Origin of the sequence: Xanthomonas sp. DAR 35659, from assembly GCF_041242975.1 — a bacterium.
GTDB lineage: Bacteria > Pseudomonadota > Gammaproteobacteria > Xanthomonadales > Xanthomonadaceae > Xanthomonas_A > Xanthomonas_A medicagonis.
Map to the genome: position 1 here is coordinate 2,619,760 of NZ_CP162488.1, position 23,491 is coordinate 2,643,250.

General features: G+C 69.8%; 3 protein-coding genes (1 of these 3 cut by a window edge). All 3 read right to left on the minus strand.

What is annotated here, in order from left to right; genetic code table 11:
* Tightly spaced (each overlapping or abutting the next), the 3 genes in view from AB3X07_RS11125 to AB3X07_RS11135 form a layout consistent with a single transcriptional unit that may run on beyond the window.
* Window positions 1-12,966, minus strand: coding sequence for an amino acid adenylation domain-containing protein (locus AB3X07_RS11125; RefSeq protein WP_369944553.1), 12,966 nt, complete (start codon window positions 12,964-12,966; stop codon window positions 1-3).
* Window positions 12,966-19,574, minus strand: coding sequence for an amino acid adenylation domain-containing protein (locus tag AB3X07_RS11130; RefSeq protein WP_369944725.1), 6,609 nt, complete (start codon window positions 19,572-19,574; stop codon window positions 12,966-12,968). Before AB3X07_RS11130 ends, AB3X07_RS11125 begins: the two co-directional genes overlap by 1 nt.
* On the minus strand, window positions 19,574-23,491 hold the final stretch of the coding sequence (locus tag AB3X07_RS11135) for an amino acid adenylation domain-containing protein (protein WP_369944554.1). The gene runs 5,700 nt beyond the window's last position; 3,918 of the gene's 9,618 nt are visible here — the last part of the coding sequence; its start codon lies beyond the right edge, outside the window; its stop codon occupies window positions 19,574-19,576. The genes AB3X07_RS11130 and AB3X07_RS11135 overlap by 1 nt, the downstream gene beginning before the upstream one ends.

Consider the following 23,491-nt stretch of genomic DNA (forward strand, 5'->3'; position numbering starts at 1 on the left):
CTACCACTCCAGTTCTTCATGAACCACGTTGCCCGTGGTGCGGTCGGCCTGCGTGCCGGCGGCCCGCTCGTGCCTGTCGTCGATGTGACGCGCGAGATGCACGAGGCTCTGCTGCTCGAACACATCCTTCAATTGCAATGCGTCCGGCCAGCGCTGATTGACCGCCAGGATCATGCGCGTGGCCAGCAACGAGTGGCCGCCCAGGCGGAAGAAGTTGTCGTCGGCGCCGACCGGCGCGTCGCGCTCCAGCAGTTCCTGCCACAGCTGGGCCAGGGCCAGTTCGGTGGCGGTGGCGGGCGCGCGGTATGGGGTCGCGTCGGCCACGTCCAGCATTGGCAACGCCGCGCGGTCGACCTTGCCGTTGCCGGTGAGCGGCAGCTGCGCCAGCACACCCAGCGCCGACGGCCGCATGTACTCGGCCAGCGTCTGCGCCAGCGCTTGCTGCAGCGCTGCGCACAGCGCCGCCTGCGCCTCGGCGGGCACGGCACTGGCCACGAACGCCACGATCCGCCGGCGCTCGCCTTCGCCCTGCAGCAGCGCCACCGCATCGCTCACCCGCGGGTCCTCGCGCAACCGCGACTCGATCTCGCCCAGTTCGATCCGGTAGCCGCGCAGCTTGACCTGCGCATCGCGCCGGCCCAGGTACTCCAGTTCGCCGTCGCGGCCGCAGCGCACCAGATCGCCGCTGTGGTACAGCCGTTCGCTGCGCCCGTCGTGCAACCGGTGCACGCGGAAGCGTGCGGCGGTCTGCGCTTCCAGGCGCTGGTAGCCCTCGGTGACGCCGTCGCCGCCGATGCACAGTTCCCCCACCGCGCCCACCGGCACCGGTTGATCCAGTGCGTTGCGCACATACAGGCGGGTATTCTGGATCGGCCGGCCGATCGCCACCGCATGCCCGCCGCGCTGCAGGTCCTGCGGTCCGCGCACCGTGTACACAGAGCAACCGACGACCGTCTCGGTCGGGCCATACTCGTTCACGTAGACGGCCAGCGGCAGACGTTCGCGCTGCCAGCGGGCCACGGTCGCCTTGGTCAGTTGCTCGCCGCCGATCACCAGGCAATGGCGGCGTTGCATGGCGCTGTCGCCGCCGCCATGGGCGGCGAACACGCCATCCAGGTGCGCCGGCGTCAGCTTGAACAGCCAGTCGCGGCCGTCCTCGAACAGGTAATGGCCCAGGCCGTCGAACAGGGCCGCGGCCTCGGTGGGCAACAGCACCAGGCAGCGCCCTGCCAGCAGCGGGACGAACAACGTGGTCACCGTGGCATCGAAGCTCAGCGGCGTGCCCATCACCGCGCCGTGGTGGTGGGGCTGCAGGTAGCCGCGCGCGTGATCGAGGTAGTTCACCACGCCGCGGTGCGGCACCCGCACGCCCTTGGGCTGGCCGGTGGAGCCGGAGGTGTAGATCAGGTAGGCCAGCTGGCGCGGGTCTTCCTCGGCGTCCGGGGCGACGTCGGGCCAGGACGACAAGGCTTGCATGTCGTCCAGGCACAGCGTCCACGGCGCCAGGGCACGGCCGCGCTCGGCCAGCGCGGCGACGGTCAGCACCTGTTCGACCCCGCTGTCGCTGCACATGTAGGCCAGACGCGCATCGGGATGATCCGGTTCCAGCGGCAGATAGGCGCCGGCGGCCTTGAGGATCGCCAGCACGCCCACCACCTGCTCCAGCGAACGCCCGACATGCAGGCCGACCACCCGGCCCGGCCCGACCCCCTGCGCCCGCAGCGCCTGCGCGGCGCGGTCGGACCATGCATCCAGCGCGGCATAGCTCAGTTGACGCGTGCCGTCGGTGACGGCCAGCGCCTGCGGGGTCCGCTGCGCCTGCTGCCGGAACAGTGCATGCACGCAGCGCTCGCGCGGATAGTCGCGCGCGGTGGCGTTCCAGGCGTCCCAGCGGGCGTGTTCCTGGGCGTCCATCATCGGCAACGCGAACACCGGCGTGGCCGGTGCGTCCAGCACCGCCTCCAGCAGCGCGGCATAGTGCCGCGCCACCTGTTCGATGCTCTGCGCATCGAACAGGTCCGTGGCGTACTGCCAGCTCAGCTGCAGTGCGCCTTCGTGTTCCCAGGCGGTCAGTTCCAGGTCGTACTTGCTGGTCTGCGCGGCATGGGCGATGCCCTCGATGCGCAGGCCCGGCAGTTGCAGCCGCCGTTGCGGCGTGTTCTGCAGGGTGAACAGGATCTGGAACAGCGGGCTGTGGCCCAGGCTGCGCTCCACCTGCAGCCGCTCGACCACCTTGTCGAAGGGCACGGCCTGCTCGCCGTAGGCATCGATCACCGTGGCGCGGGTGGCACGCAGCAGCGTATCGAAGGCCATCGTCGGCGCCAGTTGCGTGCGCAGCGCGAGGTTGTTGACGAAACAGCCGATCAGCGGCTCGACCTCGCGGTGCAGGCGTCCGGCCACCGGAGTGCCGATCACCACGTCGTGCTGATCGCTGTAGCGTGCCACCAGCAGGGCCAGTACCGCTTCCAGCAGCATGAACGGGGTGACGTCGTGCGCATGGCAGAACCCACGCACGCGCACCATCAGGGCCGCCGGCAACGCGCTGCGCAGGTTGGCGCCCTGCCCCGACATGCGCGTGGGGCGTGGGCGATCGCCCGGCAGCGTACTCAGGTCCGGGGCGCCGGCAAGTTGCGCGCTCCACCACGCCAGGCCGTCGGCCAGCGCCGGGGCCTGCGCCTGCTGCCACAGCGCGTAGTCGGCGTACTGGATCGGCAGCGCCGGCAACTGCGGCGGTTGGCCTTGGCCGATCGCGGTGTACAGCTGGACGAACTCGTCGACCAGCACATCCAGCGACCAGCCATCGGCGGCGATGTGATGCACGGTCAGCACCAGCACGTGCGCCTCGTCGGCCAAGGCCACCAGCGTCGCACGCAGCATCGGATCCGCAGACAGGTCGATATCGATGTCGACGGCGGCGCGCACGTGTTCGTCCAGGCGCGCCTGCTGCTCGTCCGGGACGCAGGCACGCAGGTCCCGGTAGCCGCTCAACGCGAACGGCGCGCACGGCTGTATCCGCTGCAGCACGCTTCCATCCGCATGCTCGTGGTACGTGGTGCGAAGCACCTCATGACGGCGGACGATCGCGTCCAGGGCCGCGACCAGTGCGTCCATGTCGAGCCTGCCGAGGATCTTCACGGGCAAGGCGATGTTGTACTGGCGGCTCCCGCCCGAGAGCCGGTCGATGAACCAAAGGCGTTGTTGCGCGTAAGAGAGCGGCGCCGCGGTCGGCGTTGCCCTGCGCTGGATCGGCGCCACCTCGGGCAGGTCGCGTGCGCGCTGCTCGTCGGCCCGTGCCGCCAGTTCCGCGAGCGTCTGCGACTTGAATGCGTCGGCGATGCCGAGCGTGATCGCATAGCGCTGATTGACCGCCAGGATCATGCGCGTGGCCAGCAACGAGTGGCCGCCCAGGCGGAAGAAGTTGTCGTCGGCGCCGACCGGCGCGTCGCGCTCCAGCAGTTCCTGCCACAGCTGGGCCAGGGCCAGTTCGGTGGCGGTGGCGGGCGCGCGGTATGGGGTCGCGTCGGCCACGTCCAGCATTGGCAACGCCGCGCGGTCGACCTTGCCGTTGCCGGTGAGCGGCAGCTGCGCCAGCACACCCAGCGCCGACGGCCGCATGTACTCGGCCAGCGTCTGCGCCAGCGCTTGCTGCAGCGCTGCGCACAGCGCCGCCTGCGCCTCGGCGGGCACGGCACTGGCCACGAACGCCACGATCCGCCGGCGCTCGCCTTCGCCCTGCAGCAGCGCCACCGCATCGCTCACCCGCGGGTCCTCGCGCAACCGCGACTCGATCTCGCCCAGTTCGATCCGGTAGCCGCGCAGCTTGACCTGCGCATCGCGCCGGCCCAGGTACTCCAGTTCGCCGTCGCGGCCGCAGCGCACCAGATCGCCGCTGTGGTACAGCCGTTCGCTGCGCCCGTCGTGCAACCGGTGCACGCGGAAGCGTGCGGCGGTCTGCGCTTCCAGGCGCTGGTAGCCCTCGGTGACGCCGTCGCCGCCGATGCACAGTTCCCCCACCGCGCCCACCGGCACCGGTTGATCCAGTGCGTTGCGCACATACAGGCGGGTATTCTGGATCGGCCGGCCGATCGCCACCGCATGCCCGCCGCGCTGCAGGTCCTGCGGTCCGCGCACCGTGTACACAGAGCAACCGACGACCGTCTCGGTCGGGCCATACTCGTTCACGTAGACGGCCAGCGGCAGACGTTCGCGCTGCCAGCGGGCCACGGTCGCCTTGGTCAGTTGCTCGCCGCCGATCACCAGGCAATGGCGGCGTTGCATGGCGCTGTCGCCGCCGCCATGGGCGGCGAACACGCCATCCAGGTGCGCCGGCGTCAGCTTGAACAGCCAGTCGCGGCCGTCCTCGAACAGGTAATGGCCCAGGCCGTCGAACAGGGCCGCGGCCTCGGTGGGCAACAGCACCAGGCAGCGCCCTGCCAGCAGCGGGACGAACAACGTGGTCACCGTGGCATCGAAGCTCAGCGGCGTGCCCATCACCGCGCCGTGGTGGTGGGGCTGCAGGTAGCCGCGCGCGTGATCGAGGTAGTTCACCACGCCGCGGTGCGGCACCCGCACGCCCTTGGGCTGGCCGGTGGAGCCGGAGGTGTAGATCAGGTAGGCCAGCTGGCGCGGGTCTTCCTCGGCGTCCGGGGCGACGTCGGGCCAGGACGACAAGGCTTGCATGTCGTCCAGGCACAGCGTCCACGGCGCCAGGGCACGGCCGCGCTCGGCCAGCGCGGCGACGGTCAGCACCTGTTCGACCCCGCTGTCGCTGCACATGTAGGCCAGACGCGCATCGGGATGATCCGGTTCCAGCGGCAGATAGGCGCCGGCGGCCTTGAGGATCGCCAGCACGCCCACCACCTGCTCCAGCGAACGCCCGACATGCAGGCCGACCACCCGGCCCGGCCCGACCCCCTGCGCCCGCAGCGCCTGCGCGGCGCGGTCGGACCATGCATCCAGCGCGGCATAGCTCAGTTGACGCGTGCCGTCGGTGACGGCCAGCGCCTGCGGGGTCCGCTGCGCCTGCTGCCGGAACAGTGCATGCACGCAGCGCTCGCGCGGATAGTCGCGCGCGGTGGCGTTCCAGGCGTCCCAGCGGGCGTGTTCCTGGGCGTCCATCATCGGCAACGCGAACACCGGCGTGGCCGGTGCGTCCAGCACCGCCTCCAGCAGCGCGGCATAGTGCCGCGCCACCTGTTCGATGCTCTGCGCATCGAACAGGTCCGTGGCGTACTGCCAGCTCAGCTGCAGTGCGCCTTCGTGTTCCCAGGCGGTCAGTTCCAGGTCGTACTTGCTGGTCTGCGCGGCATGGGCGATGCCCTCGATGCGCAGGCCCGGCAGTTGCAGCCGCCGTTGCGGCGTGTTCTGCAGGGTGAACAGGATCTGGAACAGCGGGCTGTGGCCCAGGCTGCGCTCCACCTGCAGCCGCTCGACCACCTTGTCGAAGGGCACGGCCTGCTCGCCGTAGGCATCGATCACCGTGGCGCGGGTGGCACGCAGCAGCGTATCGAAGGCCATCGTCGGCGCCAGTTGCGTGCGCAGCGCGAGGTTGTTGACGAAACAGCCGATCAGCGGCTCGACCTCGCGGTGCAGGCGTCCGGCCACCGGAGTGCCGATCACCACGTCGTGCTGATCGCTGTAGCGTGCCACCAGCAGGGCCAGTACCGCTTCCAGCAGCATGAACGGGGTGACGTCGTGCGCATGGCAGAACCCACGCACGCGCACCATCAGGGCCGCCGGCAACGCGCTGCGCAGGTTGGCGCCCTGCCCCGACATGCGCGTGGGGCGTGGGCGATCGCCCGGCAGCGTACTCAGGTCCGGGGCGCCGGCAAGTTGCGCGCTCCACCACGCCAGGCCGTCGGCCAGCGCCGGGGCCTGCGCCTGCTGCCACAGCGCGTAGTCGGCGTACTGGATCGGCAGCGCCGGCAGCTGCGGCGGTTGGCCCTGGCCGATCGCGGTGTACAGCTGGACGAACTCGTCGACCAGCACATCCAGCGACCAGCCATCGGCGGCGATGTGGTGCACGGTCAGCACCAGCACGTGCGCCTCGTCGGCCAAGGCCACCAGCGTCGCACGCAGCATCGGATCGGAGGAGAGGTCGAAGGGCCGCGCCTCCGCTTCGGCGATCAGCCGGACCAGGCGCGATTCGTGGTCCCCGGCAGGTTCGCTCGACCAGTCCAGCACGTCGAGCCGGGCACCGCCGTGCGGATGGATCTGTTGCCAGGCGCCATCGGTGTCGACATGGTAGGTCGTGCGCAGGATCTCGTGCCGCTGCTGTATCCGCGCAAGGGCGCCCTCCAGCGCCTCCACGCGCAGGCGACCATGCAGCCGCAGCGCCGTGCCGATTCCGTAGCGCCCGTCGCCATCGGCACCCGTGGACACGAACCACAGGCGCTGTTGCGCCGCGGACAGGGGCAGTCGCTCGGGGCGCATGCCGGCGCGCGGGCCAGACGCGGATGTCCGCGGTCTGGACGCGATCAGCGCGGCCTGCGCGCGGATGGTCGGGTATTGGAAGATCTCGCGCAGCGACAGCTCGACGCCGAACGCATCGCGGATCGCGGACACCAGGCGCGTGGCGAGCAATGAGTGCCCGCCCGCCTCGAAGTAGTCCACGGTCGTGCTGATGCGCTCATGGCCAAGAAGCGCGCTCCAGACCGCCTGCAGGCGCGCCTCGGTGTCGGTTTCGGCATCGGTATGGGCGCGACGATGGAAGGCGCCGGCTTTCGGCGCCGGCAGCGCATTGCGGTCGATCTTGCCGTTGGGAGTGATCGGCAGGCGCGCCAGGACCACGAAGGCCGAGGGCATCATGTAGCCGGTCAGCTCCCGCGCCAGCGCCGCCTTGCAGGCCAGCAGCCAGGCATCCTCGTCCTGCGGTGGCGTGTGCGGCACCACGTAGGCCGCCAGGAACGGCTCGGCATTGGCCGGCGCATGCAGCGTCACCGCCGCCTCGCGCACATCCTCCAGGGCCACCAGTTGGGCCTCGATCTCGCCCAACTCCACGCGATGGCCGCGGATCTTCACCTGCGCATCGCAGCGGCCCACGTACAGCAACTCGCCGCTGTCCAGCCAGCGCACCAGGTCGCCGGTGCGGTAGACCCGCTCGCCCTCGGCCAGCGTCACGAAGCGCTCGGCGGTCAGTTCCTCGCGGCCCAGGTAGCCACGGCTCACCCCGTCGCCACCGATCAGCAGCTCGCCCTGCACCCCGATGGCCACCGGCCGCAGCGCGGCGTCGACCACGTACAGGCGGGTGTTCGCCACCGGCCGGCCGATGGTGACGGCCCGGCCGCCGCCCAACGGCGCCGACGAGGACCAGATCGTGGTTTCGGTGGGGCCGTACAGGTTCACCAGCCGCGCCCGGGTGTGTTGCTCCAGCCGCTCCACCAGCGGTGCCGGACAGGCCTCGCCCCCCACCATCAGCAGCCGCAGCCCGGCCAGTGCCTGGCAGAACTCCGGCAGCTCCATGTACATGCGCAGCAGCGAGGGCGTGCACTGCAGATGGGTCACCTGGTGCTGCGCCATCAGCGCCGCGAACGCATGCCCCGGTTCGGCATGCCGCTGATGGTCGCCCACCACCACGGTGAAGCCCTGCGCCAGCGGGCACAGCAGCTCCAGGAGGGAGATGTCGAACGAGCACGCGGTGACCGCCAGCCACACGCCCTGCTCCAGGTCCAGGCACTGGCGCATGGCCGCATGGAAGTTGGCCAACTGGCGGTGCTCGACCATCACCCCCTTCGGACGGCCGGTCGATCCGGAGGTATAGATCACGTAGGCCAGGTCGCTGCCCTGCGGCTGTACCGCGGCGCAGGCGGCATCGGCGTTGGCATCCAACGCCATGTCCGGCGCATCCTCCACCAACAGTACGTCCACGTTCGCCGACAACGCGGCCACCTGCCCGGCCAGGCCGGCCTCGGTCAGCACCAGTTGCAGGCCGCTGTCCTCCAGCACATACGCCAGGCGCGCGGCCGGGTAGCCCGGATCCAGCGGCACATAGGCCGCGCCTGCGCGGTGGATGCCCAGCAGCGCCACCGGCAGGTCCACGCTGCGCGGCAGGTACACCCCGACCAGACTGCCCGCGCCGATGCCACGGCCGCGCAACCGCTGCGCCAGGCCATCGGCGCGCGCCAGCAGCGTCCGGTAGTCCAGCCGCGTGCGGCCATCGGCCAGCGCCGTCGCATCCGGCGTGCGCCGCGCCTGCGCGGCGATCAGCGCCGGCAACGGCGTCTCCGCCACCGCCAGCGCGGTGGCGTTCCAGTGCGCCAGTTGCGCCCGGTCCGCGGCGGTGAGCGTCGACAAAGCCGACAGCGGCTGCCGATCGTCGGCCACCACCGCCAACGCCAGTTCGCGCAGGCCGGCGGCCAGGCGCGCCACCGTGGCCGCGTTGAACAAGGCGCTGGCATAGCTCCACTGCAGCGTCAGCGCCGCCTCGCGCTCCTGCACCGTCAGTTCCAGGTCGAAGCGGACGTTGTGGGTGCGCGTCAGCAACGGTTCCACCTGCAGCCCGTCCAGTTGCAGGCGCTGCTGCTCGTAGTTCTGGAACGCCAGGAAGACCTGGATCAACGGCGCATGGCTCAGGTTGCGCTCGACCTGCAGCGTCTCCACCAGCAGCTCGAACGGTACGTCCTGATGGGCGAACACCTCCGCCGCCTGCGCCTTGTGCGTCTCCAGCAGGTCGGCGAAGGTGGCCTCCCACGCCAGCGCGTGGCGGAACACCAGCGTATTGGCGAAGAAGCCGATCAGCGCCCCGGTGCCGGGCTGGTTGCGGCCGGCCGCCGGCACGCCCAGCACGATGTCGTGCTGTCCGGAGTGCTTGCCCAGCAGCACCGCGAGCAGGGCCTTGACCACCACGAACATCGTGCAGCCGTGCCGCTGCGCCAGGCCCTGCAGGCCCGCATGCAGCGCGCCCTCGAGCACCTGCGGATGCACCGCGCCGCGATGATCCGGCTGCGGCGGCCGCGGCCGGTCCAATGGCAGCCCATGCACGGTGGGCGCGCCGGCCAGCGCCTGGCGCCAGTAATCCAGCTGCGGCCCCAGCACCGCCTCGCCCAACGCGCTCTGCTGCCATGCGGCGAAGTCGCCGTACTGGAACGGCAGCGGCGGCAAGGCGGCGCTGCGTCCGTGGCGCAGCGCGTCGTACAACGCCATGAACTCGCGCGTCAGGATCGTCATCGACGTTCCGTCGGTCGCAAGGTGGTGGATGGTCAACAACACGGCATGGGAGGTCGGACCCAGCAGCAGCAGGCGCGCGGCCAGCGGGCCGGCGCGGGCGAGGTCGAAGTCGCGGCGCGCTTCCTCATCCATCAGCGCCTGCAGCGCCTGTTCCTGCGCCTGTCCCGGCAGCGCCGACAGATCGCGCCGTTCCAGTGCCACGGGCGAGGACGGCTGGACGCATTGCCGCGCCCCCTCGGCATCCTCGATGAAGGTGGTGCGCAGGATCGCGTGGCGCTCCACCAGGGCGTCCAGCGCTCCGGCCAACGCCGCCAGGTCCAGTTGGCCTTCCAGCCGCAGTGCCGCGCGCAGGTTGTACTGCGCGCCGCCGCCTTCCAGTTGGCTCAGGAAGTGCAGGCGGCGCTGCATGTGCGACAAGGGATATTGCGTCTGGTTCAGCGCTGCGATCGGCGCGGCCAAGGTGCCGGCTTGCGCTGCGCTTCTCAGCAGGTAGTCGGCCTGCTCTGCGACGGTCTGGTGCAGGAAGACATCGGCCAGACGCAGCTGCGACTGCAACTGGGCGTTGATGTCCATGACCAGGCGGGTCGCCAGGAGCGAATGCCCGCCCATGGCGAAGAAGTTCTGATTGACGCCGAGGTCGTCGCGTTGCAAAACGCGCTCCCAGATCCTCAGCAGTTCGCACTCCAGCGGCGAACGTGGCGCGAGCGCCGGCTCGTCCAGACGCAGGTGCGGCGCCGGCAGCGCATTGCGGTCGATCTTGCCGTTGGGAGTGATCGGCAGGCGCTCCAGGACCACGAAGGCCGAGGGCATCATGTAGCCGGTCAGCTCCCGCGCCAGCGCCGCCTTGCAGGCCAGCAGCCAGGCATCCTCGTCCTGCGGTGGCGTGTGCGGCACCACGTAGGCCGCCAGGAACGGCTCGGCATTGGCCGGCGCATGCAGCGTCACCGCCGCCTCGCGCACATCCTCCAGGGCCACCAGTTGGGCCTCGATCTCGCCCAACTCCACGCGATGGCCGCGGATCTTCACCTGCGCATCGCAGCGGCCCACGTACAGCAACTCGCCGCTGTCCAGCCAGCGCACCAGGTCGCCGGTGCGGTAGACCCGCTCGCCCTCGGCCAGCGTCACGAAGCGCTCGGCGGTCAGTTCCTCGCGGCCCAGGTAGCCACGGCTCACCCCGTCGCCACCGATCAGCAGCTCGCCCTGCACCCCGATGGCCACCGGCCGCAGCGCGGCGTCGACCACGTACAGGCGGGTGTTCGCCACCGGCCGGCCGATGGTGACGGCCCGGCCGCCGCCCAACGGCGCCGACGAGGACCAGATCGTGGTTTCGGTGGGGCCGTACAGGTTCACCAGCCGCGCCCGGGTGTGTTGCTCCAGCCGCTCCACCAGCGGTGCCGGACAGGCCTCGCCCCCCACCATCAGCAGCCGCAGCCCGGCCAGTGCCTGGCAGAACTCCGGCAGCTCCATGTACATGCGCAGCAGCGAGGGCGTGCACTGCAGATGGGTCACCTGGTGCTGCGCCATCAGCGCCGCGAACGCATGCCCCGGTTCGGCATGCCGCTGATGGTCGCCCACCACCACGGTGAAGCCCTGCGCCAGCGGGCACAGCAGCTCCAGGAGGGAGATGTCGAACGAGCACGCGGTGACCGCCAGCCACACGCCCTGCTCCAGGTCCAGGCACTGGCGCATGGCCGCATGGAAGTTGGCCAGCTGGCGGTGCTCGACCATCACCCCTTTCGGACGGCCGGTCGACCCGGAGGTATAGATCACGTAGGCCAGGTCGCTGCCCTGCGGCTGTACCGCGGCGCAGGCGGCATCGGCGTTGGCATCCAACGCCATGTCCGGCGCATCCTCCACCAACAGTACGTCCACGTTCGCCGACAACGCGGCCACCTGCCCGGCCAGCCCGGCCTCGGTCAGCACCAGTTGCAGGCCGCTGTCCTCCAGCACATACGCCAGGCGCGCGGCCGGGTAGCCCGGATCCAGCGGCACATAGGCCGCGCCTGCGCGGTGGATGCCCAGCAGCGCCACCGGCAGGTCCACGCTGCGCGGCAGGTACACCCCGACCAGACTGCCCGCGCCGATGCCACGGCCGCGCAACCGCTGCGCCAGGCCATCGGCGCGCGCCAGCAGCGTCCGGTAGTCCAGCCGCGTGCGGCCATCGGCCACCGCCGTCGCATCCGGCGTGCGCCGCGCCTGCGCGGCGATCAGCGCCGGCAACGGCGTCTCCGCCACCGCCAGCGCGGTGGCGTTCCAGTGCGCCAGTTGCGCCCGGTCCGCGGCGGTGAGCGTCGACAAAGCCGACAGCGGCTGCCGATCGTCGGCCACCACCGCCAACGCCAGTTCGCGCAGGCCGGCGGCCAGGCGCGCCACCGTGGCCGCGTCGAACAAGGCGCTGGCATAGCTCCACTGCAGCGTCAGCGCCGCCTCGCGCTCCTGCACCGTCAGTTCCAGGTCGAAGCGGACGTTGTGGGTGCGCGTCAGCAACGGTTCCACCTGCAGCCCGTCCAGTTGCAGGCGCTGCTGCTCGTAGTTCTGGAACGCCAGGAAGACCTGGATCAACGGCGCATGGCTCAGGTTGCGCTCGACCTGCAGCGTCTCCACCAGCAGCTCGAACGGCACGTCCTGATGGGCGAACACCTCCGCCGCCTGCGCCTTGTGCGTCTCCAGCAGGTCGGCGAAGGTGGCCTCCCACGCCAGCGCGTGGCGGAACACCAGCGTATTGGCGAAGAAGCCGATCAGCGCCCCGGTGCCGGGCTGGTTGCGGCCGGCCGCCGGCACGCCCAGCACGATGTCGTGCTGTCCGGAGTGCTTGCCCAGCAGCACCGCGAGCAGGGCCTTGACCACCACGAACATCGTGCAGCCGTGCCGCTGCGCCAGGCCCTGCAGGCCCGCATGCAGCGCGCCCTCGAGCACCTGCGGATGCACCGCGCCGCGATGATCCGGCTGCGGCGGCCGCGGCCGGTCCAATGGCAACCCATGCACGGTGGGCGCGCCGGCCAGCGCCTGGCGCCAGTAGTCCAGCTGCGGCCCCAGCACCGCCTCGCCCAACGCGCTCTGCTGCCATGCGGCGAAGTCGCCGTACTGGAACGGCAGCGGCGGCAAGGCGGCGCTGCGTCCGTGGCGCAGCGCGTCGTACAACGCCATGAACTCGCGCGTCAGGATCGTCATCGACGTTCCGTCGGTCGCCAGGTGGTGGATGGTCAACAACACGGCGTGGGAGGTCGGACCCAGCAGCAGCAGGCGCGCGGCCAGCGGGCCGGCGCGAGCGAGGTCGAAGTCGCGGCGCGCTTCCTCGTCCATCAGCGCCTGCAGCGCCTGTTCCTGCGCCTGTACCGGCAGCGCCGACAGATCGCGTCGTTCCAGTGCCACGGGCGAGGACGGCTGGACGCATTGCCGCGCCCCCTCGGCATCCTCGATGAAGGTGGTACGCAGGATCGCGTGGCGCTCCACCAGGGCGTCTAGCGCTCCGGCCAGCGCCGCCAGGTCCAGTTGGCCTTCCAGCCGCAGTGCCGCGCGCAGGTTGTACTGCGCGCCACCGCCTTCCAGTTGGCTCAGGAAGTGCAGGCGGCGCTGCATGTGCGACAAGGGATACTGCCTCTGGTTCAGCGCTGCGATCGGCGCGGCCTGGCCGTGCGGTGCGGACAACCAGGTCACCAACTCGTCCCGATGCGCGCGCACCAGTTCGCGCAGCGGCTCGGTGAACTGCCCCGCCCGCGCCTTGAAGGCCAGCTTCCCGCCATCCAGATACAGGATGACGCCGGCGTCGCGCGCGGACCTGACGATCTGTTCCGGCCGCATCAGATCAGCCCCGATTCGACCGCGTCGGCGTCGCCCAACACGGCCGTGTCGGCCTCATCGGCCTGCTGCAGCAGGCGCTCGACGATGGCCGCGACCGAGCGCACGGTTGCCGCGCCGAAGAAGTCGTTGAACTGGAATGCGTCGCCGGACAAATGGTACTTCTCGCGAATGGCGGTGATGGCGCGGACCGCCACGATCGAATTGCCTCCGAGCGCGAAGAAGTTGTCGGTGACCCCGAACCCCTCCTTGCCGAGCAGGCCGCTCCACACGGCGGCGATGTCGGTCTCGATGGGTGTCGCCGGCGCGACTGGGTCGTGCCGCGTGGCAGCGATGTTCGGGTCGGGCAGACTGCGCCGATCCACCTTGCCGTTGCTGGTCAACGGGATCGCCGGCAATGCGACGAAGGCCTCGGGCACCATGTAGCCCGGCAGAACCCGGCGCAAGGCGGCGTCGAGCCGCTCGGCTAGCGCATCGGCCTGCCACTGCGGGGTGGCGAGCGCATCCTTCGCGGCCGGCACGACGTAGGCGACCAGGCGCCGCGCGTCGCGATCGCCGGTGGCGACGGCCACCGCTTCGGCGATGCCATCGAGCCCGATCAGGTGGCTTTCGATCTCGCCCAGTTCGATCCGGTAGCCATTGATCTTGACCTGGCTGTCCAGGCGCCCCAGAAACTCCAGGTTGCCGTCGTCCATCCAGCGCGCCAGATCCCCGGTCCGGTACAGCCGGCGTCCGGCGGCATCGGTGGTGAAGCTGGCGGCGGTGAGTTCCGGATTGCCGTGGTAGCCCATCGCCACGCCGATGCCGCCGATGTACAGGTCCCCGCGTACCCAGGCCGGACATGGCTGCCCTGCCGGGTTGAGCACGTGCATGCTCTGGTTCTCCAGCGCGGCCCCGTACGGCACGCTGCGCCAGTCGGGATCGATGGCATCGATGCGGTAGCCGACCGACCAGATCGACGCTTCGGTGGCGCCTCCCAGGCTCTGGATGACCGCATCGGGCAACGCCGCGCGAATCTGCGGCGGCAAATCCAGCGGAATCCAGTCGCCACTCATCATCACGACGCGCAAGGACAGATCGGCAGCTGTGCGTTCGACCTCGTCGAAGAGCAGCTTCGCCAGCGCCGGCACGCTGTTCCAGATGGTGACCGAATGCCGCGCCAGCAACGCGGTCCATGCCTGCGGATCGCGGGTGTGGCGCGCCGCCGGGATCACCAGCGCGGCGCCCGCGGCCAGGGTGCCGAAGATGTCGTACACCGACAGGTCGAAGTTGAGTTCGGAGATGCCGAAAACGCGGTCTTGCGGCCCCACGTCGAAGCGGGCGTTGATGTCCAGGATCGTGTTGACCGCGCCGGCATGATCGATCATCACGCCCTTCGGCACGCCGGTCGAGCCGGAGGTGAAGATGGTGTACGCCAGATCGGCCGGCGTCTGCAGTGCCGGACGGAACGATCCGGCGCATGCCGCGAGTGCCGCCGGCGGATGCAGCAGGACCGTTTCCACATGCAGCGCCGGGTCCAGCGCCATGGCATGGTCGTGCTGCACAAGCACCGCCCGCGCCCGCGTCTGCGCAATGAGGTGGGCGACGCGGTCGGCGGGCAGATCCGCGTCGATCGGGAGATAGGCTGCGCCGGCCTTGAGGATCGCGATGACGGCGACCACCTGCTCCCAGCCCTTGCGCATCAGCACGGCGACATGATCGCCGACGCCGACGCCATGTGCCGACAGCGTGTCGGCGAGCAGGCTGCTCTCGCGGTCGAGGCGGTCGTAGCTGAGCACGACCTCCTCGGCGATGACGGCCGGCGCATCCGCGCACGCCTGCACCTTGTCGAGAAACAGGTCATGCAACAGGCGCGGTGGCCTGGGCACATCGGTCGCATTGCTCGCATCGATCATGGCCTGCTGGCTTGCCGGCAGCAATGCGAGCACGGACGCGCCGCGTGCCTGCGCATCCGACGCGATGGATGCGACCCGGTCGACGTAGGCGGTGAACATCGCATCGACCACGCCGGGAAAGAACAGCGCGTCCACGGTGTTCCAGGTCACCGCGATGCTGTTGGCGGCGTCGTAGACCTGGCAGTCCAGATAGACCTGGGAGGTCTGGGTGGCGCCGACCGTGGAGGCTTCGCTGTCGAGCGGCTCGGAGGGGCCGTCCTGGCGCCCGGTCTCGCCGTGCGACCCGACCAGGCCGGTGAACACCACCGGCATCAACGCCGCGCCGACGCCGCCATTGCGCGTGACGAGCTGGCGCAACACGTCCACGCCGCTGTAGGCGCGATGGTCGAGATCGTCCAGGAGCCGGGTCTGGACTGCCCGCGCCCGATCGATGAAGGTCGATCCCGGCGGCACCTCCATCTGCAGCAGGTTCGAGGAGGTGAAGTCGCCGATCAGGCGGTTGACGTCCTCATGCAGCGGCAAACGATTGAACAGCGTGACATTGACCGTGAAGTCGTTGCGGCCGCCCCAGTAGGCCAGGACGTCGGCGAATGCCGTCATCAGCAGACACAGCGGGGTGACTTGCAGGCTGGTGGCGCAGTCGCGCAGTTGCTCCCACACCTGGCGGTCGAACCGGTGGTTGCGACGCACGAAGACCGGCGTCTCAAGCCGGGACGGGTCCAGCGCCAGCGGCAGTTCGGGCGCTGGCGGCAAGGTTTCCAACCGGTCCAGCCAGTATCGCTGCGCGCGCGCGAACACCTCGTCCTTGCGCTGCTGCGCCTCGGCCAGGACATAGTCGCGGAAGGTGATCGCCAACGGCGGCAGCGCCAGCGTCGGATCGGCATACAGGCGCATGAGTTCGTCGACGAGAATCGCGCGACTGCGCGCATCGAGGATGATCGCGTCGGTGCACACGTGCAGCCGGCCCACGGCGCCGGGCAGCAGCGTCACCCGAAAATCGAAGATCGGCCAGACGTGCACCGAGCGCACCTGGCTGCTCATGTCCGCGCGTAGCCGCTGTAGGTGCAGATCGAGTTCGCTGCGCGGACGGGCGCTGTAGTCGCTGACCGGGATCGTGTAGACAGGCACGGAAGGCAGCACGCGCTGCTCGCCCGATTCGGTGATCACCGCGCGCAGCATGTCGTGACGGTCGATCACCGCCTGCAAGGCGGCGACCATCCTTTCGTGATCGTAGGCCGGGATATCGTGTTCCACATAGCCCTGCGTGGCGACATTGCCGAGCGCGAACGCGCCACTGCGTCCGAGCCAATACGCCTGCTGGATGGGGGTGAGAGGAAACGGATCGTGGCGGCCGTCGCGGTCGGCCACCAGAGGCGCGGACGCGACGGCCGGCGCGGGCGCCGCGCGTCTGGCGTCGATGCAGCGCGCACAGCCGGCGATGGTCGGCGCATCGAAGAAATCGCGCAGGCTCAGCTGGATCGAAAGGCGTCGCGTCACCGCCGAGATGATCTGCAACGACTTGAACGAGTTTCCGCCCAGCGCGAAGAAGTTGGCGTCCACTCCGATCCCGGCCACGCCGAGGACTTCGCTCCATATCGCGGCCAGCTCCCGCTCCAGTTCCGTGCGCGGCGCGATGTCGCCGCCCGTTGTGGCGGCAGCGGCGACCGAGATGCCTGCCAGGGTGCGGCGATCGATCTTGCCGCCGGCGGTGCGCGGCAGGTCCGGCAGTTCCAGCAGAACCGTCGGCACCATGTACGTGGGCAGCGCGTTCGCCACCTGCCGGCCGATCGTGTGCTGCAACGTCTCCCAGGCGGGCGCACCGCTGGCGCGCACCACGCATGCGGCGATCACGTCGTGGCCCTGTCCGTCCTGCGCCAGCACCGCGGCGGCGGCGCGTACCCCTGCGACGCTGCCGATGGCCGCCTCGATTTCCTCGGGAGCGATGCGCTGCCCGTGCAGTTTGAACTGGTTGTCGCGCCGCCCGAGGTAGCGCAGCGTTCCATCCGGGCGCAGGAATGCGAGATCCCCGGTGCGATAGGCGCGCCGGCCGTCCTCGGCGGTGGTGAAACAGCCTGCCGTCAGCTGGGGCAGATTGAGGTAGGCGAGCGCGAGCGCATCGCTCTCCACGACAAGTTCGCCAGGCTCGAACAGGTCCGCTGGGCGGCCATCCTCCCGAAGCGGATACAGGCGCATTCCCGGCATGACCCCGCCGATGTCGCGGCAGTCCGCAGCGGCGCGCGACGCCGGCGCTTCCTGCATCGAGACCAAGGTCGCCTCGCTGCTTCCGTACAGGTTCGCCACGGTGCAGTGGGCCGGCAGCAGGCGCTGGGCGAGTTGCAGTGTGGCCGCATCGGGGGCTTCGCCGCCGAACACCACCGCACGCAGGCGGTCCGGGAGTCGCTCGCCTCGCGCCGCGAACAGGAACTTGAAGACGCTCGGCGTGGAGTGATAGAGCGTCGCTCCCTGCTCGACGGCGGTGGTCACCGCCTCGGGGCCGTGCAGCTTCAGGTCCACAAGATGCAGGCAGGCGCCCTGGCTGAGCGCGGCGAACATGTCCAGCACGGCGGCGTCGTGGCTGAACGAGGCCAGTTGCAGGATCCGGTCGGATGCGTCGATCCGCAACCGCTGGACATAGCACGAGACGTACAGCGCGACGTGCGCGTGGGACTGCACCACGCCCTTGGGGGTGCCGGTGGAGCCCGAGGTGTACAGCACGTAAGCCTCTTGCGCGCCGGTCGCGTGCGCGACGCCGGGCCCTGGCGGGATCGATGCGATGTCGATGAGCGCGGGAGGGGCGAGCCCTGTCGCGACCGCGGCGGTGTGCGGATTGTGCAGCACGCAGCCGATGCCGGCGTCGGCAAGGATGTACGACAGACGTGCGGTTGGATAGGCAACGTCCAACGGGACATAGGTTCGCCCGGCCTTGATGCAGCCCCAGATCGCGACGACCATGTCGGCGCTGTGTCCAAGGCACAGCCCGATGCGTCCCTGCGGCGCGGCCGAGAGCGCGCCCGCCAGCGCATCGCTGCGGCGATCCAGTTCCGCGTAGGTCAGGGCCGTGTCGTCGGTCGCGACGGCAACGGCGTCGGGACGCGCCGCCACCTGGCGCAGCAACCTGTGCAATACCGGCGTGGCGTCGACGGCCTCGCCGCGGCGGTCCAGTGCCACCGCCGTCGCCGGGACGCGGGCGAACGGCGCATAGGCGTCGATTGCCCGCGTCGGATCGGCGATCACGTCCTGGATCAGGCTTGCGAAACCGTCGGCGAAGCTGGAGATGGTCGATGGATCGAACAGCGCCGCACGTGCCACCCACGCCACAGCCAGCCCGGCCGCGTCTTCGGTGACGTACAGATTCAGTTCGTGCTTGGCCGCGTCGACCTGGGTCGTCTGGTCCGCGCGGATGATGCAACCGGGCAACTCGGTGGCGACCTTGGCATTGTTCTGAAGCACGAACCACACCTGGAAGATGGGGTGGTACGCATTGCTGCGCGACGGATTGAGTTCCTCCACCACCAGCTCGAACGGCAGGTACTGGAATTCGTGCGCGGACAGGATGCGCTCGCGCATACGCTGCAGGTGCGCGTCGAAGGATTCGCCTGGAGCGAACGGATTACGCAGCACCACGGTATTGATGAATAGCCCGATCAGTGGCTCCAGCGCTACGTCGGTGCGCCCCGACATCGGCGTGCCCATGACGATGTCCGGCTGGCCGCTGGCGCGGTGCAGCAGCAGCGCGAAGACACTCTGCAGGAACATGAATAGCGTGATCCCGCGCGCCTTGCAGAACGCCTGCACCCTGGCGAGGGTCTGCATGTCGATCCGCTGCTCCACGCGCAGGGCGGCAACGTCCTGGGTGGCCGAGCGCGCCCGGTCCATCGGCAGCGCGTGGACGTCGGGGATCCCGGCCAGCGCCGCTGTCCAGTACTCGATCGCCAGCGCCCGCGCGGGACCCTCAAGCAGCTGTCGCTGCCAGACGGCGTAGTCCACGTACTGCAGCGGCAGCGCGGCGCGCGCGCCCTCCCCGGCCTCCTGCGCATGGAAGCGCTTGAGTTCTTCGACGAACACGCCCAGCGACCATCCGTCCGAGGCGATATGGTGGAAGCAAAAGATCAAGACGTGCATCCGTTCCGCGAGACGCACCACCTGCATGCGCAGCATCGGATCGCGCTCGAGATCGAACGGCGCAAGCGCATCCTCGCGTACCAAACGGGCCAGCGCTTCCTCGCGCGCCTGCGCGTCCAGCATCGATAGATCGACGCTGCGAAGCGGCACATCGAACGCAGCCTGGACGAACTGGAAGAAGTTTCCGTCCAGCTCCACGATGTTGGTGCGCAGAACCTGGTGGCGCTCGATGATCCGGCTCACCGCCTGCCGCAAGGCGTTCACGTCCAGCGCGCCCTCGGCGCGAAACACGCCCTGGATGTTGTATTGCCTGCTGCCTTCGCCGAGACGGTCGGTCAGCAGCAACTGCTGTTGCGCATACGACAGCGGCGCGTCGTCCGCGGCGACGCGTGGTGCGATCGGCGGCAGCGTGGCCGCGACGGGCTGCAGCGCGGCGAGATAGGCGACGATCGCGTCCTTGTTGGCCACGATGTCGTCGCGCAGCGCCGTGGGCACGCCCTTGCCCGCGGCCGCCCGGTACGCCAGACCGCCTTCCTTCAGGAACAGCACGACATCCAGTTCCAGCGCCCTTTCGATGATCGCGTTGGGTGACATCAGAACGTTCCCTCTTCCAGGTCGGCGCTCATCGCGAGCAGTGATCGTTCCTTGGCCAGCAGCCTGCCGTAGCTGCGCCGGGCATCGATGACCCGCGCCGCGGCCGCGACGGTCGGGTTCTGGAAGAATTCCTTCACGCTCATCGATGCGTCCTCGAGATCGAAATCGCGCGCGACCCGGCTGGCCAGGCGCGTCACCAGCAGCGAATGGCCTCCCAGCTCGAAGAAGTCGTCGTCCACGCCGACCGCATCGGTGGCCAGCAGTTCCTTCCATATCGCCAGCAGCGCCGCCTCCGTTTCGGTCTCCGGCTCACGCGTATGGCGCACGAACCGCCATCCCGGGTTCGAGCGGGTGTGCGCCAGCAGCGTGGCTCGGTCGATCTTTCCGTTTGGCGTCAGCGGCATCGCCTCCACGCGGATCAGCCGCCCAGGCACGATGAAGGCCGGCAGTTGCTCGACCAGGCTGGCCCGGATCTGCCGGAACAGCGCGTCGGCCGCCTCCGTATCCGGCGCCGGCGCCGCGAACGCGATACAGGTCGCCAGCGACATCTCCCCTGCCGCATCCGCGTGCGCCAGGGTGAGCGCATGCCGCACCCTCGGATGGCGGCAGACCAGGGCATCGATTTCGGCCGTCTCCACGCGATAGCCACGGATCTTGACCTGGTGATCGGCGCGGCCGATGTAATGGAACACGCCCTGCCCATCGATGCGGACGAGATCGCCGGTGCGATAGGTGCGACCCGCGCCTGGCAGGACGTCGTCGGGGAAGCAGCTGAGGTTGAGGTCATCGCGATCGATGTAGCCATCGCTGACGCCGATGCCGCCGATGTACAGCTCGCCCACGACGCCGCGCGGCTGCAACTGCCGCTGGTCATTGAGCACGAACGCGAAGCAGTTGGGGATCGGGCGCCCGATCGGAACGGTGACCGTGTGCGATGCCGCCGCGTCGCGGCTGTAGAGGCCGGCGATGGCGATGTCCGTGCATTCGCTGGGTCCATACATGTTCAGCAACTGCGCACGGCACAAGGGGCTGCGCAACCACGGACGCAGGTCGCTCATCCGGATCGCTTCGCCTCCCAGCGCGAGCAGGCGCAGCGAGGTGAGGCGCGGCCAGTGCGCCGGCGACTCCAGCAACTGCGCCGCCGCGCTCGGCGCGCAATTGATGACGCTCACGCCCGTCGCGTCGATCAGCGCGGCGATCGCGGCGGGGTCGAACACGTCGTCGGGCACGACCAGCGCCGCGCCCGCCAGCAACGGCGTGAAGACGTTCTTCTGGGTCATGTCGAAGCCGATCGACCCGATCAGCAGGCAGCGGTCCGCCGGCGTGAACGCGTAGTCGGAGAGATACCACAGCACGAGGTTGAGGAAGCTGTCCTGACGGACCCTTACCCCCTTGGGCTGGCCGGTCGAGCCGGAGGTATAGACCACGTAGGCGTGCCGTCTCTCGTCCAGCGGGGGCATCGCCTGCAACGTGGCGTCGGTCGCGTCCTGACCACCGGCGCACGCCTCTTTCAGCGCATCGTCGATCTTGCACACGCACGCCGCGCCGGTCGCGCCGGACAGGCGCGACGCGGTCGCGTCGTCGCACAGGACCAGTGCAACCTGGGCATCCTCCAGGATGAAGCCCACGCGCGGCGCCGGGTAGCCGAGGTCGATCGGCAGGTAGGCGGCGCCGGACTTCATGACCGCCAGCAGCGCGATCACCAGTTCCACGCCGCGGGCCATGTAGATCGCCACCGGTCCGCCGGCGGCATGACCGTTGCGGACCAGCCACGACGCCAGGCTCCGCGCACGCGCGTCAAGTTCGGTGTAGGTCACCTGCCGCTCGCCGTGGATCACCGCCACGGCATCGGGCTGCTGCTGCGCCATGCGTTCGAACCGTTCGCAGATCGACCCGCCGGGGATCAGCGCGTCCGGCAGAGTCCGCGCCGGTGCCAGCAGGGCCTCGCGCTCGGCGTCGCGCACGATGGCGTGCTCGTGGATACCGAGCGCGGGGTGGGCGAGCAACGATTCGAGCAGGCAGGTGAAGGTATCCGAGAACCGCTCGATGGTCTGCGGCTGGAACAGGTGGGTATCGAACAGCCACTGGCAGGCCAGCCCGTCCTCGCCACCGCTGATGGCCAGTTCCAGGTCGAACTTGACCGGACGCGGCCCGTCCTCGTCGAGAACCTTCACCGCCAGGCCGGGAACGCGCAGCGAGGCCAGTTTGGCCTGGGGGCTCTCGTCGTAGGAGAACAGCAGTTGCACGAGCGGCGAGTGCGCAGCGGTGCGGATGGTGCCGGTCGCCTCCACCACCATCTCGAAAGGCACGTGCTGGTACGCGAAGCCATCCAGGAAGGCGGCCCGGCTTTCCCGCAGCAGCGTCCCGAACGGGATGTTGCGGGTACAGTCGGTTCGCAACACCAGCGTGTTGGCGAAGAAACCGATCAACTGCCCGAGTTCGGCGCGGTGGCGGTTGGCGATCGGCGTGCCGATCACGATGTCGCGGTGCTCGCTCCAGCGCGATACCAGCACCGCGAACGCGGACTGCAACACGACGAACAGCGTGGTGTCGTGCGCCCTTCCCAACTCGGCGAGCCGTGCCGCCAGCGAAGCCGGGATCCGGCTCGTCCAGGCGCGACCGCGCAGCGATGCCGTGGCGCCACGCGGTGCGTCCAGCGGCAGGCTGTGGCAGGCGGGCACCCCCTGCAGGCGCGCGCGCCAGAACTGCAATCCGGCCTCCAGCCCTCCGTCCAGCGCCTGCGCCCGTTGCATTGCCGCGTGCTGGCCATACTGCAGCGGCAGCGTCGGCAGCGGGTCCTCGCGCCCCTCGAGCATCGCGCCGTAGAGCGCGCCGAATTCCGCGATCAGGCGATCGACCGACCAGCCATCGGCGGCGATATGGTGCAAGGTGAGGAACAGGACGGCCTCGTCGTCGGCGACGCTGAGCAGGCACGCCCTCAGCATCAGCGCATCGGCAAGGTCGAACGGCGTGTCCTGCTCTTGCTGGCGCAAGCGCCGCGTCCATTCGGCACCGGTTTCGCGCGGCGCACGGCGATGCTCCAGCCGTAGCTGGAGGTCATCACGGACCAACTGCACCGGTGCGCCGTCCGCGCCCGTCCTGAACGTCGTGCGCAGGCTTTCATGACGCGCCACGATGCGCTGCAGCGCTGCTTCGATCAGCGGTGGCTCGACACGCCCCCGCAGTTCCAGCACGACCGGCATGTTGTAGTGCTGGCTGCCCTGCTCCAGCTGATCGATGAACCACAGGCGCTGCTGTTCGAACGACAGCGGATAGCTGCCGCCTTGCCCGCCCGCAAGTACCGGCGCCACCGCCACCTCGGGTTCCTGGTGCAAGGCGCGCGGCTGGCGGTCGATGAATGCCGCGAGCGCGGCGATCGTCGGATGTTCGAAGAACTGGCGATAATCCATGGCGATGCCGAAGCGGCTGCGCAGCGCCGCCAGCGCATCGGACACCAGCAGCGAGTAGCCGCCGAGCTCGAAGAAGCCGCGGTCGGGATCGTCGGCCTGCGGCCCTAGCAGTTCCACCCACAGATCGCGGACGATGGACTCCGTGGCGGTCAACGACCGCCGTGCCGTGGCGGCGGCCATCACGTCGTCGCGCGCGGCCAGTGCCTTGCGATCCACCTTCCCGCTCTGGTTCAGCGGCAGCGCGTCGAGCAGCACGAAGCTGGACGGCACCATGAAGCCAGGCAGAGCGCCGAGCAGATGCTGGCGCAGGGCCTCGATGCGCGCATCGCCAGCGAATTCGCCGTCCGCCGCCAGATAGGCGACCAATACACGGTCGCCGCCCGGCACGTCTCGCGTGCCCACCGCGGCCTCGCGAATGCCCGGGAACGCGGCAAGACGCGCCTCGACTTCCCCGCATTCGACGCGGTGGCCACGGATCTTCACTTGCTCGTCGAGGCGGCCCTCGAA

Bases quoted from the DNA above. Each gene is read 5' to 3' on its own strand.
- AB3X07_RS11125 (WP_369944553.1), bottom strand. From the start codon at position 12,966: ATGCGGCCGGAACAGATCGTCAGGTCCGCGCGCGACGCCGGCGTCATC.
- AB3X07_RS11130 (WP_369944725.1), bottom strand. From the start codon at position 19,574: ATGTCACCCAACGCGATCATCGAAAGGGCGCTGGAACTGGATGTCGTG.